This is a genomic window from Fuerstiella marisgermanici (genome assembly GCF_001983935.1).
Lineage (GTDB): Bacteria > Planctomycetota > Planctomycetia > Planctomycetales > Planctomycetaceae > Fuerstiella > Fuerstiella marisgermanici.
The window spans coordinates 6,760,464-6,775,445 of record NZ_CP017641.1 but is presented as its reverse complement, the minus strand read 5'-3'; the positions used below and the strand labels follow the sequence as shown (position 1 = coordinate 6,775,445).

Sequence of the window (14,982 nt, the reverse complement as noted above, 5' to 3'; positions counted from 1 at the left end):
GACGGTCGTTTGAATACGTTGCGGGGCCCCTGCCCACGTCAGTAAGAATCTCGCGTGACGACTTTGCCATCGTTGCGTGCCGTCAAACGGCCCAGGACATCCGTCGAGACTTCTACGTTGATCGATGTCGCCGCGCCATCGGCGAACAGAAAATTGCAGACCCCCAGATGGCTGCTGCCGAAGTTGTTGTTGAAGCGCGACGTGGGAGTTCTCGCGATCGGATAGCCCGGTCCTCCGCAGCGTGAAAAACTGCCGGGATGGTCGCCGTTGTAAATGCTTCCGTCTTCGTGAGCGATCCCGTAGCGCGATGGGCGGACGTGTTTTTCGCCCACCAAAATAGTATTGGACGTTCCGTCTTTAAGATTCCTCAAGCGCGTGCGACTTGTCCATGTCTTAAGTCGTGCATTCGGCGGAGCGAAGTTTCCGTCGGGCACGGTGGGCGGATCCGTCGTCGCCTTGCCCATGATCATGGCTCCGTTCGACGTGACCCAGTTCCACACGCCTGGCGGCCCGTAGCCCGCGGAACAGGCGTAATCGCTGACGACGCCCGGCACGTGCGGGCTGGTTTCATACGGAGACTGAATATCGTCGTATTGCGTGCTGAGAATCGGGCCGGTACGTCGCGACGGGCACAAGTACATCGGCACGTTTGTTAGCCGAGCTTCATCCGGCTGATAGTAATACTTCAACTCCGGGTCCCACGATTCGAACAGGTTGAACTGTTCCAGGTGCGGCAGGATCAGAAACGCCCAGGTCGTGAAATGATCATAGTTCCGCGACGGCGGAAGAAACTTACGGGTGCCATGAAAGCCGTGAATGGCGATGCCGACCTGCCTGAGATTGTTCTGGCACTTCGTCCGCCGCGATGATTCACGAGCCTGCTGCACGGCGGGAACCAACAACGAAACCAGCACAGCAATAACGGAGATCACGACGACAAGTTCAATGATCGTGAACCCGCGACGTCTGTGCATCTTAGGGCGAAGAACGGCAGAGTTCATGACGGTCCCCTTCAAGCTGCTGACAATCGGCCTTCGCATTCACAAGTGCGAACGCACATAGGCCGAATTCCGCCAGCACAGCTTTTACGAGTCTACCCACGGCAGTTCGCTGCGACAAGCAGCAAGTGTGGCCGAAAATTGAGCAAGGCGTGTGAGTCACCGAATCTCCCTTACGGCCGGAATGGCGACGATCAGACCATGATTCCACGGAATGGGGCGGCCTTCGCACTGCGCCATCGCAGAAGGTTATGAGCAATCTGGACTCCCCGAGAGACACTGCGACTTGTGTAGGTGCCGGCGGCCCGACGGCACTCGCAGCCTGACGGACCTCGAACAGGAAAAAGCAACCCGGAGGCTTCCATCATACCGCAATGGTTCGCCTCGCGGCGAAAGTTCCGTCGGGCCGCCGAAACCTACTCCGATAGTTTCACCGGCGGTTAAGCACGCTCCAGGTCGCTGGCGACAACCGCCTGAAAACCGTTCTTATCCAGCGTGTTTCGCATTGCGCAATTCCGTATCATTCTTTGCGAACAGGTTGCGATACACTGGCGAGGTTTCGAAGAGGCCTCGGCGAAATAGCGCTCGGCAGGCGGAGGTCACTTTTTCTGCCCCACGTAGACAGGAAGTTCCTTGAAGGTGCGTACTCAAAATCAATCTGGCTATGGCACGGCGCAACGCAGCCATTGGCCTGGAAGCCAGTTGCGTTGTTGGTTCGCGGGTATCGTCTTGCTCGTTTGCACTCAGGCGACCTTTGCGGACGGTGACACCGACCGGGCTTCGGCCTTCAAGAAAACTGTCGCGCCGTTTCTGAAGACGTATTGCGTGAAATGCCATGGTGCGAAGAAGCCGAAAGGGGATCGGCGTTTTGATGTTCTCTCGGGACGCATCGCAGACAACAACGACCTGATTGACCTGCAGGATATTCTGGATCAGTTGAACTTAAGCGAGATGCCGCCGCCGGACGAAGCGCAACCGTCGGACGACGAACGCCGCATGGTGATTGCGTGGCTGACGGGCGCGATTGCCGACTATCACACAACGCAGCGACGGGCGAATCAGTGCTGCGACGACTGAACGCTCGTGAATATCGCAACACGGTGCGCGATCTCTTAAAGATCGAAACGCTGATGTTCGACCCGACTCACGGATTCCCGCAGGATCAACGAACGGAGAACCTCGACAATGTCGGCGATGCGCTGGTTACGTCGGGTCATCTGTTGCAGCGCTACCTTTCGGCCGCTGAAAAATGCGTCGACAAGGCACTGACTCCGATGACGAAACCTGACGTAAAGTCCTGGACGTTCGAAGACGGGTTCCGACAGCAGCCCGAAATCGATCAGGTGCATAGGACGACCAACAAGTTTGAATGGATGACACTGTACGAAGTGCGCGGGGCGGACAAGCACGAAGGCGCTTACGGAGCGATTCGGCAGTTTGTCGATGGCGTGCCGGTGGATGGTGTCTACGAAATTCGATTCGAAGCCGAAGCGTTGAATCGCGAGCATCCCTATGACCGCGACTTCCTCGGAACCGATCCCTCCGAACCGCTGCGGCTGGGAATCGTGCCTGGCGATCGCCGAGTTGGCGAACTGCATCACACTCAGCCGATTGAACCACTGCTCACCGAACTTGATATCGCCGACGACCGCCAGTGGTATACAACTGAAGTATGGCTGGATCGCGGCAAGACGCCTCGGTTCACTTTCGAAAACGGTTCGATGGACGTCCGAAATCTGTGGACTCGAGTTCACAGAAAGTATCCGGACATGCACCCCAAGCTAAAACGCAACGGCATCGTGGAAGCCAGGTATGTGGCAATCAAGCATGGTTGGTTCCCTCAGATCCGCATTCACAAGTTCGAAATTCGTGGCCCGCTTTATGAACAATGGCCGACCGAAAGCCATCGATCCGTTCTAGGTGACGATTGGCAGCAGGCTGCGGAATCCGGTGAATTGTCCGATGACACCATACGGAAGAACCTCGCCAGCTTTCTGTCTCGCGCCTATCGCCGCCCTGCTCTGCCGGAGGAAATCGACCGCATCACGGCGTTGATTGCAGCTCGAAAACAATCCGGACGCTCGGCCATTGAAGCGTATGGTGACGGGCTGAAGGCAGCGCTGTGTTCTCCCGCGTTCTTGTATTTGGATCAGTCCTCGGACGAGAACGGTTTACTGTCGACGTCGGCACTGGGGTCGCGGCTGTCGTACTTTCTGTGGGGGTCGATGCCGGACGAGCGGTTGTTCGAACTGGTCAAGTCCGGCCAGTTGGCTAAGCCGGATGTTTTGGCGGCAGAAGTCGAACGCCTACTGGACGATCCGAAGTCGGAAGGCTTTCTGGATGGTTTTCTGGATAGCTGGCTGACGTTGAGAAACCTCGGATCGCAACCGCCCGACCGCAACATGTTTCCTGACTTCTACCACTATGACCTCAACGCGGCCATGCGTCAGGAAACGCGGCTGTTCACTCGACACCTGTTGGAGAAAAACCTGAGTGTCGCCAACTTCCTGAGTTCGGATTTCACATTTGTCAACAAAGCACTGGCCCGGCATTACGACTTGCCGGTTCCGGAGCAGCAGGGATTTCATAAGGTCAGCCTCAACAACAAACGGCGAGGCGGCTTGTTTGGACAGGCGAGCGTACTGACGGTCACAGCCAACGGCATCGACACATCACCGATCGTGCGCGGCGTGTGGCTGCTGGAAAACATTCTGGGCACGCCGCCTTCCCCACCGCCCGACGATGTGGAGCCGCTGGACCCGGACATCCGCGGCGCGAAGACGATCCGCGAACAGTTGCAGAAGCACCGAAGCGTGGCCAGTTGCAACGACTGTCACCGCAAGATCGATCCCATGGGTTTTGCTTTGGAGAACTTCGACCCGGTCGGCCGCTGGCGGACAAAGTACGGCAACCGAGCAACGATTGACGCTTCCGGCGAACTGCCCAGCGGCGAATCGTTTCGCGATGTCGAACAGTTGAAGACGATTCTGGTGGATCGCAAAGAACAGTTCGTGCGAGCTCTCACCGAAAAGCTGCTGGCTTACGCGACGGGGCGGTACCTGACGCCAGCCGACCGTCCGGCCGTAGACTCAATCTTGGCGGAATTGGCAGCACGCGGCGACGGTTTCCGAGACCTGCTGCATCTTGTTGTAGCCAGTGAGACCTTTCGGTCGAAGTGAAGCTGTATTCGATGGTATTTGGGCGGCAACATTGTCACCATCCGGCCCTTGAACCGAGTCTTTCCGCCGTACCAATCCGCCCGCTCGACATGCCGCCTGAGTTCTTCGAAAAACACTACTCCGCACTCAAAGCGCGCGTCGAATCTGCGTTAAGCGAGTCTATCGCCAGCCGTGATTGGCCGGTGGCCTTGAAAAACGCCGTCGAATACAGCCTGATGGCAGGCGGCAAACGGTTGCGGCCAGTATTGGTGATGATGGCGGCCGAAATTTGCGACGGCGAAATCGAAGACGCGATTCCCGCCGCGTGTGCTCTGGAAATGATCCACACGTATTCGCTGATCCATGACGACCTGCCGTCAATGGACGACGACGACCTGCGTCGCGGGCGACCAACCAGCCACAGAGTCTTCGGCGAAGCGCTGGCGATTCTGGCCGGCGATGCTCTGCTGACACTGGCATTCGAAACGCTCGCCACGGCCCCCACCGCAGCAACCGTGACGGCGACCAGCCTGCAAATCCTCGCCACGGCGGCTGGCGGAAGCGGTATGGTGGGTGGCCAGATTCTGGACCTGGAGGCCGAACGGGGCGAATTTCCGTCCGGAATTCAGGAAAGCTCAGGCATACCGCGGCAGAAAAACGCTTCAAATTCGTCGGATTCTGCAGGCGCATTGGCGTCAGGGGAAGCAGATTCGCCGATTGCTGCCAGCGAGACGCCGCCGATTCACGTAGAACAATTAATTCAAATTCATAGAATGAAGACAGGGGCGCTGATCACGGCGGCTCTGGAATTAGGAGCCGTGACGAGTCAGGCGTCGACAGATCGGCGAAACCAGCTGCGACACTTCGGGCAATGTGTGGGGCTGGCGTTTCAAATCGCCGATGACCTGCTGGATGTGACCGGCAGTGACGAACGCCTCGGAAAAGTAACAGGTCGAGACAACGAATTGGGCAAGCTCACCTATCCCTTCTTAATTGGCATTGAAGCCAGCCGCAACAAAGCTCAGCAACTGGTCGACGAAGCCTGCCACGCTCTGGCAGGATTTGACGATCGAGCCGACTGTTTGCGGCATCTTGCCCGTTTCATCGTGGAGAGAGATCACTGATGCCGTTTGAGATTCTCAGTGAGCTGAAGTCACCAAAGCAGTTGCGTGATCTGGATGATCAGCAGCAAAATCAGCTCGCCAGTGAAATTCGAGAAGCGTTGCTCACCATTGTGTCCGACCGAGCTGCACACTTCGCCAGTAACCTGGGCGTGGTGGAATTGTGCATCGCGCTGCATTCGGTGTTTGACTTCTCGAAGGATCGCCTGATCTGGGACACCGGGCATCAGGTCTATCCTCATAAGCTGGTCACCGGCCGCTTTCCCGAATTCCAATCCATCCGCACACGCGGTGGCCTGATGGGCTACCCGAACCCCGTGGAAAGTGATTACGACCTATTCGTCACCGGCCATGCGGGTTCCAGCGTGTCGACGGTGCTGGGGCTGAAGACGGCCGATGATTTGCTGTTCTCCGACGAAGATCGCAAATCTGTGGCAGTCATCGGTGACGGTGCCCTGCCCTCCGGCATTGTTTTCGAAGCAATGAACAACGCGGCCGGACTGAACAAAGACCTGCTGGTCGTTTTAAACGACAACAAAATGGGCATTTGTCCGCGAGTTGGCGGCGTCGCCAGCTATCTGGACAAAGCGCGAGTCGCTCCGTTTTACAACGGTCTCAAACGTGACGTGTCATGGCTGTTGAACAAGCTGCCCGTCGTCGGCGAACCCGTCGAACACATGCTGGGTCAGTTTAAAGAAGCGCTGAAGACGTTCTTCCACGGCGGCATGCTGTTCGAAGAAATGGGCTTCCGCTACATCGGCCCCGTCGACGGCCACGATATCCAGTCGCTGCAGCGATACCTGGAAATGGTGAAGGAAGTCAAAGGCCCCGTGCTGCTGCACGTGTTCACAGAAAAGGGTTATGGCTTCGAACCGGCTCAGAAAGACCCGGTGAAATTTCACACGCCGGCACCTTTCTGCCGCGACGAAAACAACGAAATCGTTCCCGTTAGCGCTGACAAAAGCGTCGCCTACACCAACATCGCAGCCGACGCGATTCATCAAGCGATGCAGGCCGACGAAAAAGTGTGCGTGCTAACGGCGGCCATGTGCGCGGGCAACAAGCTGAACAAAATTCGGGACGAATTCCCTGACCGCTTTTTCGACACCGGCATTTGCGAAGGACATGCGGTCGCATTCGCAGGCGGGATGGCGAAGAGCGGGATGCGGCCGATCGTCGATATCTACAGCACATTTCTGCAGCGAAGTTTCGATCAGATCTTTCAGGAAGTGGCTCTGCAAAACCTTCCTGTGGTGTTCTGCATGGACCGAGCGGGCCTGTGCGGACCGGACGGGCCGACGCATCACGGCGTGTTCGATAATTCGTACATGCGAATCTTCCCCAACATGGTCGTGATGGCTCCAGGCGACGAACTGGACGTTCCGCTCATGCTGGACTTCGCTCTTAGCATCGATTCGCCATCGTCCATCCGCTATCCGAAAACCAACGCGGAAACGGTCGAACGCAGCGTGGCTCCAATCGAAATGGGCAAGTCTGAAGTCATGTCATGGGGCGAAGACGGCAATATCCTGGCCTGCGGCGTATTACTTCCGCGAGCCATCGAAGCCGCCGAAAAGCTGCGTGGCGAAGGGCTGGATGTCGGCGTCGTGAACGCTCGGTTTGTGAAGCCGGTGGATGAGGACGTGATCCGTCGAGCTATCGAAACCGGCTTCGTGATCACGATCGAAGAAAACGCCATCTGCGGCGGCTTCGGAAGCGCAGTCCTGGAAGCCGCCAATCGCATGGGCGAGCCAACCGACCGCATCAAGGTGCTGGCAATTCCCGACGAATTTGTCGAACACGGTCCGCGAGGCGAATTGCTGGCGGACCTCGGCCTCGACGCAGCCGGCCTGTGTAAAGCCGCCCACGAACTGGCAGGAAGCAGTTCCGACGCGAGCACACAGGAACTCGTGAAGTAAACTCGCATCGACGCCAGCCGCCTGCTTCCTTATGCTCCGATTTCGGGCATGTCTTGGGCAAGGAAGCAGTGATGGGTATTTCTCAGACGAAGGTGTCACGGTCGACAGTTCGTACTGGCGTCGGCACGAAAACGAAGGAAATCTGCCTTGGTGCGACTTTGATTCGGTTTCGAGCAACCGTCTGCGTCGCCCTGGCGGTATTCAGCATTCAATCACCTTCCGTGGCTGACGACGCAACCAGCCTGACGATCGATCGAGACGTAGCGACCACCATCGACTACGACGTTCAGATCACCGGCGAAATTGTCACACCGTCGGCAGACGGCGCGCGGCGTTTTCCATTGAAGTCGTCCGGTGAGTTTCAATTCCGCAATGAGCCATTCCCAACCGATTTGGGCGGGCCGTTTTCGTTGCGAGCCGTTCGGAAATTCGAATCGGCGGCCACCACCACGACGGTAGGCGCTGACCACGTGACGAAAGTCGCGCTGCTGTCGGCGTACCGTTCCATCCATGTGTTTGGCGACGAGACCGGGTTGCTGAAGGTGTCGCCAAAGTACTCACTGCCGCGCAAGCAGCTTGACCTTCTGGAAATACCGTTCGACCCGATCGCCGTCGGAGCGATGCTGCCCGGGTCGTCGGTATCAAAGGATGACAAATGGAACACTGACGTCTGGGTCGTGCCCATGCTGACCGGCATCGAAGCGGTCGTCGAACAATCGACAACCTGTCGTCTGGAAACCGTCAGTTCAAAGAAGGCCGTCGTGACGTTTGAAGGAAAGATCTCAGGAGCAGTACGTGGCTCAGCGTCGGAGATCTCGTTTGACGGGCAATTCGTGATTGACCGCGAAGCAGGACTGATCGAAAGCTTTACAGCTCAACAAAAGGAAAAGCGATCGCCCGGCCCTGTGAGTCCGGGGCTGGACGTGACCGTCGACATCAAATGGACACAGCAGGCAACGGATCGCTCACCAGCGGCCGATACGCCGCCGATCCGTGAATCACCTTCAGATTCTCAAAAGCTTCTGGTTCTTCAAACCCCGCTACGACTTCAGTTTCGGCACAGTCGCGAATGGCACTTGTTCCACGAAACGCCGACCGTGCTGATGATGCGGCAGTTGCGAGATGGCAACCTGATTTCGCAGTGCAATATCTCCAGTGCTGTAGCGGTGCCGCCCAAAGAACACACACCAGATAAAGAATTTCTGGCCGACGTCACGGAGTCTGTTGCGGAACGTCGAGGCAAAGTCACAAAGGAGGAAACCGTTCGTGACGACGCAGAATGGCGAATTCGACGAATTCAGGGGGTTGGAAACGCGGATGGCGAGACAATAATCTGGGACTACTATTTGTGTTCAGAAGCGTCCGGCCAACAGTTCTCGCTCGTGTTTTCTCATGCCGAGAAGGACGAAGCGGAGTTCGCGGATTCGGCGACCAAAATTCTGTCGACTCTGCAAATCGCTCGGCCCAAACCGGCATTGCCGTTTCGGTAGACCGACGAAAAGCAATCAGGAATCGGACAAATATCGTCCGTTTCGGCAGCCAGGCGGCAACGTCCGGTTGGCGGTCGTGAACTGCGACGTCTGGCTATATGCTGTTGCGCACAAATACCTTGCGATAAATCACCGATCTAACCTACGATCATCAGACGCGGTCAGTTTCCGTGATCTCTGTCGGGCGATAAGAGGCAGATAGATCAGCACTTTCGCTGAGATTCATGGTTCTTGTGGCCGAAAGCTGGACATTCAACCCCTTCTGCAATACCCATCATCATTGCAGGCAATGATTCTTCCTGAACTGCCTGTCTTTGCTGAATTATTCTGGCGACTTTGAGGACCTCAATTATGCGAACGAAATTTGTCACCGGGCTGGTTCTGACAGCCGTGATGTCAGCGGGTACGTACCTGACGTTCGCCGCCGACACGGCGCGCGTGACTCAGGAAGATGGAAAAACGGCCAAAATAGTGGCCGAGATGGTGAGTGCTCGACACATCAACCATCCGTCCATTAATGATGAGATCTCAAAGCGACTGCTGAATCGGTACATCGACGTCTGGGACCCTCAAAAACTGTATTTCCTGCAGGCGGATATCGACGGCTTCAATGCCTACGCCACTCAACTGGACGATCAAATTCGTGCGGGGGATGTGAAGTTCGCAGAACAGGTGTTTGAACGATTTCTGCTTCGCATGCGTGATCGTTCGGACCTGATCGGCAAACAGATTGATGTCGACCACGATTTCACCGTTCAGGAAGAAATGGTGCTGGACCCTGACGATCTGCAGTGGGCCAAAGACGAAGCCGAACTGGCCGACCGCTGGCGCAAGCGTATTAAATTCGACCTGCTGATGCTGAAGATGGACGACACCGATCTGTCAGAAGCTCGCACCCGACTCCACAAGCGTTACAGCCGCAATCGCAATCTGCTTGAGCAGACAGAACCGCATGAGGTTCTGGAATTGTATCTGTCGTCGCTCACACACGTTTTAGATCCGCACTCCAGCTACATGTCGCCACAGACGCTGGAAGATTTCCAGATCGTGATGAATCTGCAACTGGAAGGCATCGGTGCTCGGCTGAAGTTCGACGACGGCAACACCGTTGTTGAAGAAGTCATCAAAGGTGGCGCTGCGGCGACTCACGGTAAACTCGTCAAGGGCGACAAAATCATCGGCGTGGATCCGGACGGCCCTGCCGGTGAGGAAGAACTGGTTGACGTCGTTGAGATGAAGCTGTCGCGAGTTGTTGAAAAGATTCGTGGGCCCAAGGGAACGACGGTCACTCTGCAGGTTCGCAAAGAAGCGGGCGGCATTGAAGACTACACAATGATGCGCCAGATGGTGAAGCTAACGGACCAGGAGGTCAAAGGCGAAGTCATCGAAACGTCGGAGTGGATCGACGGCCGTCCTGGCAAAATCGGCGTGCTGAACATTCCTTCCTTCTACCGAAACTTCCAGGAAGCATCGCGCGGCGGCAGCTTCAAGAGTACCAGTCGCGACGTCAAGAAAGTGCTGGCCGATTTTCAACGGCAGGGCGTGGATTCTTTGATTGTCGACCTCCGCTGGAACGGCGGCGGAGCATTGAGCGAAGCGATCGAAGTGTCGGGCCTGTTCATTCCGAAGGGGCCAGTTGTGCAGGTTCGTGAGCCGAACAACGCAGTCACAGCCTACGACGACGAAGACCCGGACATGCAATGGCGTAAGCCAATGGTGGTTGTCTGCAATCGTCTGTCGGCGTCCGCATCTGAAATCTTTGCCGGAGCGATCAAGGACTACCGCCGCGGAATCGTGGTCGGCGACCGTACAACTCATGGCAAAGGCACCGTTCAGAACGTTATGAACGTCACCAGCCCGATTTCCCTGCGACGAACGCCGCGTGGAGCACTGAAGCTGACGATCAGCAAGTTCTATCGCGTCAACGGCGACAGCACTCAAAACAAGGGCGTGATGTCCGACATCGTGCTGCCATCAATTCTGAACAACCGCGACATCGGCGAAGATTCCATGGACAACGCTTTGGAATTCGACCGTATTCGACGAGCCCAGTACTTGCAGTTCACCTCGTTCGGAAACGAGGACCTGACAAAGCAACTGGCTCAACGTAGCCAGCAGCGAGTCAGCGCGGATCCTGACTTCGAAAAGGTGCGGCAGAACATCAGCCGCTATCTGGCTCGCAAGAACCGCAAAACGATTTCCCTTCACGAAGAGACGCTTCGAAAAGAAGAAGAAGAAATCGAACGCGAGCGTGAAGAAGAAGAGGAAACGATGAAAAAGGCCAGCGGCAACGGCGACGAAAAGGAGCTGTTCCCGAAGGACTTCTACAACAAAGAGCTGCTGAACATCACACTGGACTACACAGAAATGCTGAAGGGCCAGCAGACAGTTCAGAACTAGCGGCCCGCGTGCTGCGGTGAACTCGTAAACCAAGCCCTGCCTCTTTTAAGGAGCAGGGCTTTTTTCTGCGCGGACACTTTTTCCATTTGGACACTGAGGCGAGGCCGCAAGCAGTTGCGACTGACATGCCTATTCTTCGTCCAAAGATCGAAGCGAAGCAGCTAAAACAACTCGTGAATCTCACTGTGGCCGAAGTCGACCAGCGGGAACGGGCGACCGGCGGGGCCGGGGAGGTGAGATTCGAGCTTCATGCCCAGGCTGTGGAAGATCGTCGCGACAACGTCGCCCGGTAACACAGGACGATCGGCGGGAACGCCTCCGATTGGGTCGCTGGCTCCAACAACCCGACCGCCCTTCACTCCGCCGCCGGCAAAGTAGGTGGTGAAACATTGAGGCCAGTGGTCTCGACCGCCCGCCGGATTCACTTTGGGAGTGCGTCCGAATTCGGCGAGGTTGCACACAAGCGTATTGTCCAGCATGCCTCGCTGCTGCAGATCGCCGATCAATGCGGAATAGCCCTGATCATACATCGGGGCCACGATGTTCTTCATACCGTCAATCGATGTGAAAGGCTTCGAGCCGTGGATGTCCCACGTGATTTCGTCGAAGACGGTTAGGAATGTGTTCACAGTGACAAAGCGAACACCCGCTTCCACAAGCCGGCGCGCAAGAAGGCAACACTGACCAAAACGATTCATTCCGTAGCGTTTGCGCGTGTCATCAGATTCTTTCGAGAGGTCGAACGCATCGCGTGCCTGAGTGCTGGTCATCATGCGATACGCGGCCTGAAAGTTTTCGTCCAGCAGAGCCGCGTTTTCCGTCGCTTCGAAGTCCTTCACGGTATCGTCGATCAGGTCGCGCAGCTTCTGGCGGCGGTTCAATCGAGCTTCGCCAAATGTTTTGGGCGGCAGCAGGTCAGGCACCTGGAAGTCGGGCTTGGACGGGTCAGCCATCAGGGAAAATGGATCGTGAGACTTGCCGAGGAATCCGCCCGCCTGACCATTTGGCAAGTTGCCACCGCCCCGCCCCATTGTTTCGGGCAGCACAACAAACGGAGGAAGGTCGGTGCGGCGGCCTTTCAGAAAACTAAGGACGGCACCTGCGTGGGGCGTGTCGACGCCCCCTGTGAATTGCCTCCCGGTTTGCATCATCTGCCAACCCGCGTCGTGGACCGCAGCACCGGTGTGATGAGTCGACCGAACCAGCGAAAAGTGCTCAGCGATCTCTGCGTGCTTCGGCAGGATTTCAGAAATCTGAAAGTCACCGGTAGTATCGATCGGCTTAAACGGGCCTCGCACTTCTGACGGTGCATTGGGCTTCATGTCGAACGTGTCGAGCTGACTGGGGGCACCAAGGTTGAAGATCATGATGCACGAACGTTCGTCATGCCCCGGCTTAACGGCTCCCGCTTCCTTGGCCTGAGCGTACTGAGCCATCGTCAGTCCGGCGGCACCCAGTGTTCCCACTTGCAGAAAGTCACGGCGGGTCGCACCGTTGCACGTGTGCGCGGTTCCGTTGCTGGTGAGATTAAGCATGGCGGGGTCTCAGTCGGATGCGGTTTGGTGAAGTCGGCCAGCACGAGTTTACCCTGACGGATTGTGGACGACAATAGGGTGCAAAAGGATAGTGGCTGTCGCGGACGGCAAAGCGTATGATCGTCGCCTTAATACCCCGCGAATAGCAGCATCATGGCCAACCCCGATCAAACCGAAGTTCAGGACGATGACGAGCGCGAAGGTGCGCGGCGGCTGAGTCTGCAGGGGAACGATCCTCCTTCGGAAATCGAAGGCTATTCGATGCTGCGCCGGCTTGGCACCGGAGCATATGGCACCGTCTGGCTGGCACGAGAAGACCACACGGGGCGCATGGTCGCCATCAAGTATTACCCTCATCGACGCGGGCTGAACTGGTCGCTACTGAACCGCGAAGTGGAAAAACTGGCGACACTCCATTCTTCGCGCAATATCGTGCGGCTGTTAGACGTCGGCTGGAATGCCGAACCTCCGTATTACGTCATGGAGTTTGTCGAAAACGGGTCGCTGGGAGCATACCTTGCCGCCGGGCCACTCGGCGTCGAAGAAACGGTGCGCATCGCTCAACAGGTTTGCGGCGCATTGATTGAGGCTCACGGGGCCGGCGTACTGCATTGCGATTTGAAGCCTGACAACGTACTGCTGGACGCTCAGTTTCAGGTTCGCCTGTGCGACTTCGGCCAGTCGCGCATGTCGCATGAACAAAGTCCGGCATTGGGCACGTTGTATTATATGGCTCCCGAGCAGGCCGACCTGGAAGCGGTCCCGGACGCTCGCTGGGACGTCTATGCTGTCGGTGCATTGATCTATCACATGCTGACCGGGCAACCGCCTTACCGCGAACCGGAGATTCAGCGACAGCTGGAATCCGCAGAATCATTGCAGGACCGGCTCCAGCTCTATCAGCAACATATTTGTGACACTCCGCCGCCCGATCGACATCATGCGGTCAAAGGAGTCGATCGGCATCTGGCCGCGGTGGTGGACCAATGCCTTGTCGATGATCCAACGGTACGACTTCCGAACGCGCAGGCGATTTTGAATCTGCTGGCTGCACGAGAACGCAATCGGTCCCGCCGTCCTTTGTTACTTCTTGGCGTGCTGGGGCCCATATTGCTGATGAGTGCCATGGTGCCGATTTTTGTGCGAGCGCTCGATCGCAACATCGCCGAAATGGAGAAAAACCTGGTCGCGGACGCTCAGGAACGCAGCCTGTTAACCGCGCGCAGCCAGGCGAATTCGTTGCAGACGGAACTGGAATTTCGCCTGTTGGCGTTGAAGGTCGTCGTCAACGATCAGAACATCATCAAGCTGCTGACGGAGTTAATGAAACAACCCACGGACGACGTGGTTGCCGAAATGAAGCTGCTTCACGGCAAACTGTTTGAAGAGCGTCCGGAATGGATGCAGGTGCTGGACGCCGCTCGCGAAGAAGCGGATGACTACAACGACAGTCACGGTCGTAGTCAGGATACAAGCTGGTTCCTGACGGACGCGAAAGGAAACCAGATTTGGCGACGACCGTTCGGCAAGTCACTCGGTGAGAACTATGCGTGGCGCGACTATTTTCATGGATTGGATTTTCAGTACGACAAGGACAAAGTCCCGGACGATGTGGTCCCCATTCAGGAGCCGCACGTCTCCGTAGCGTTCATCAGCGAAAATACCAATCGCTACATGGTTGGATTAAGCGTGCCGGTCCGCGATCCGGATGGTAAGGTCATCGGCGTGTTTGCTCGCACGCTGCACCTGGGCGACCTGCAGACTCGACTGGGACAGGATATTCAGGGGGAAGACATTCAGGAAAATGACCCGACCCACGTCATCGCTCTGGCCGACATGCGGACTTGGCAATTAGTCGACCACAAATGGCTGGACCCGGACATCCTGACAAATCGCTCCAGTGGTGAAGCCGAACAGCTATTTGCCAAGCTGAAGCTCAGCGATCAGACAATTGAAGCCGTGCAGCAGGCGATCGACACGAATCAAAATCTGCCTCAACGACGCAACGTAGGAATCAAGCAACCGTCTTATCAGGATCCGGTTGGGCAACTGGACGATCCGACGGCAAGGGAATTTTCCGATGAGTACATTGCGGCGATTTCCACGATGAAAAGCGACGAAATGCCGTGGCTGGTGATCGTGCAGGAAAGTGCCAATCAGGCGCTGCGGAATGTGAAAGTCATGGCCGAACGCGCGACAAGGCAGGCGTGGTACGCCGTCCTGGCCAGCATTCTGACCATGGCTGGTATCTGGCTGTTCGTTTGGCAGGCACTGTCCCGCGCGAAAGATAGCCGGGACGCCTCGGCGGGCGATTCGCGTGGTGACCGAATGACAGATTGACGGCTGAAGCGAGTGCGTTAC

9 protein-coding genes are annotated in these 14,982 nt (G+C 56.8%); 7 read left to right on the top strand and 2 right to left on the bottom strand.

Annotated features, from left to right (window positions below; all coding sequences use genetic code 11):
* Positions 1-38: 38 nt before the first annotated feature.
* Positions 39-1,001, bottom strand: coding sequence for a DUF1559 domain-containing protein (locus Fuma_RS25450; RefSeq protein ID WP_077028550.1), 963 nt, complete (start codon positions 999-1,001; stop codon positions 39-41).
* Between the two features lie 636 nt (positions 1,002-1,637).
* Between Fuma_RS25450 and Fuma_RS34410 the strand changes: the two genes are divergently transcribed.
* The 6 genes from Fuma_RS34410 (at position 1,638) to Fuma_RS25425 (ending at position 11,086) form a co-directional block, all read left to right on the top strand.
* Positions 1,638-2,075, top strand: coding sequence for a c-type cytochrome domain-containing protein (locus tag Fuma_RS34410; RefSeq protein ID WP_158521127.1), 438 nt, complete (start codon positions 1,638-1,640; stop codon positions 2,073-2,075).
* Positions 2,060-4,177: a DUF1592 domain-containing protein gene (locus Fuma_RS25445; RefSeq protein WP_158521126.1), complete on the top strand. Its 2,118-nt coding sequence runs from the start codon at positions 2,060-2,062 to the stop codon at positions 4,175-4,177. Before Fuma_RS34410 ends, Fuma_RS25445 begins: the two co-directional genes overlap by 16 nt.
* An 89-nt stretch (positions 4,178-4,266) precedes the next feature.
* The gene (locus tag Fuma_RS25440) at positions 4,267-5,280 is read left to right on the top strand and encodes a polyprenyl synthetase family protein (protein WP_077026595.1); all 1,014 of its coding nucleotides are present in this window, start codon (positions 4,267-4,269) and stop codon (positions 5,278-5,280) included.
* Positions 5,280-7,196, top strand: coding sequence for a 1-deoxy-D-xylulose-5-phosphate synthase (gene dxs, locus Fuma_RS25435; RefSeq protein WP_077026594.1), 1,917 nt, complete (start codon positions 5,280-5,282; stop codon positions 7,194-7,196). The genes Fuma_RS25440 and dxs overlap by 1 nt, the downstream gene beginning before the upstream one ends.
* A 71-nt stretch (positions 7,197-7,267) precedes the next feature.
* A complete protein-coding gene (locus tag Fuma_RS25430) occupies positions 7,268-8,686 on the top strand; it encodes a hypothetical protein (protein ID WP_145944374.1) in 1,419 nt (472 codons plus the stop codon).
* Positions 8,687-9,037: 351 nt separating this feature from the next.
* Positions 9,038-11,086 (top strand): carboxy terminal-processing peptidase, encoded by a 2,049-nt coding sequence (locus tag Fuma_RS25425; RefSeq protein WP_077026592.1) that lies wholly within the window; start codon positions 9,038-9,040, stop codon positions 11,084-11,086.
* Between the two features lie 161 nt (positions 11,087-11,247).
* Here the strand turns inward: Fuma_RS25425 and Fuma_RS25420 are convergent, their stop codons facing one another.
* A complete protein-coding gene (locus Fuma_RS25420) occupies positions 11,248-12,621 on the bottom strand; it encodes a DUF1501 domain-containing protein (protein ID WP_077026591.1) in 1,374 nt (457 codons plus the stop codon).
* 153 nt (positions 12,622-12,774) lie between these two features.
* Between Fuma_RS25420 and Fuma_RS25415 the strand changes: the two genes are divergently transcribed.
* Positions 12,775-14,961, top strand: a complete 2,187-nt coding sequence (locus Fuma_RS25415) for a serine/threonine protein kinase (RefSeq protein ID WP_077026590.1) — start codon at positions 12,775-12,777, stop codon at positions 14,959-14,961.
* Positions 14,962-14,982: the final 21 nt, after the last annotated feature.

Excerpts from the sequence above, each read along its gene's own strand:
- Fuma_RS25425 (WP_077026592.1), top strand. The coding sequence starts at position 9,038 with ATGCGAACGAAATTTGTCACCGGGCTGGTTCTGACAGCCGTGATGTCA.
- Fuma_RS25450 (WP_077028550.1), bottom strand. The coding sequence starts at position 1,001 with ATGAACTCTGCCGTTCTTCGCCCTAAGATGCACAGACGTCGCGGGTTC.
- Fuma_RS25420 (WP_077026591.1), bottom strand. The coding sequence starts at position 12,621 with ATGCTTAATCTCACCAGCAACGGAACCGCGCACACGTGCAACGGTGCG.
- Fuma_RS25440 (WP_077026595.1), top strand. The coding sequence starts at position 4,267 with ATGCCGCCTGAGTTCTTCGAAAAACACTACTCCGCACTCAAAGCGCGC.
- Fuma_RS25430 (WP_145944374.1), top strand. The coding sequence starts at position 7,268 with ATGGGTATTTCTCAGACGAAGGTGTCACGGTCGACAGTTCGTACTGGC.
- Fuma_RS25415 (WP_077026590.1), top strand. The coding sequence starts at position 12,775 with ATGGCCAACCCCGATCAAACCGAAGTTCAGGACGATGACGAGCGCGAA.
- dxs (WP_077026594.1), top strand. The coding sequence starts at position 5,280 with ATGCCGTTTGAGATTCTCAGTGAGCTGAAGTCACCAAAGCAGTTGCGT.